The sequence below is a fragment of the Photobacterium sp. DNB22_13_2 genome (genome assembly GCF_052873915.1).
In genome coordinates this window covers 1-286 of the sequence record NZ_JBNNXU010000105.1, presented here as the reverse complement: position 1 = coordinate 286, position 286 = coordinate 1, and the positions used below count along the sequence as shown (strand labels likewise).

Below are 286 nucleotides of genomic sequence, written 5' to 3'. Positions count from 1 at the left end.
CTCCCGAATACATGCCGATGGCCGTGAGCGGCCCCTGGCCATTGGGCGTTTCCAGTTCGCGGGCATCCATGCCGACTTCGTTGATCCGCTGCGGCGATTGATGCAGATGGAACGCCACCCGGCGCAGCATGAGCTGATCCGACGCACTCTGGCCGTGCCAGATCGCCACCTCGGTGGTGGCATCGCGCAGGTCTGCCAGTGACGCAAGTGCGTCGCGCATTTCAGTGGCGAAATCGATGCTGCTGGTGGGCGCCACGCGCTGCCAGAAGCCCGAGCGCGCCATGGC

General features: G+C 65.7%; 1 protein-coding gene. It reads right to left on the bottom strand.

Annotation, left to right across the window (positions count from 1 at the left end; translation table 11 throughout):
• Positions 1–286: DUF1835 domain-containing protein (locus tag ACVA58_RS28000; RefSeq protein ID WP_446513505.1), on the bottom strand; the 286-nt coding region annotated here is incomplete at both ends.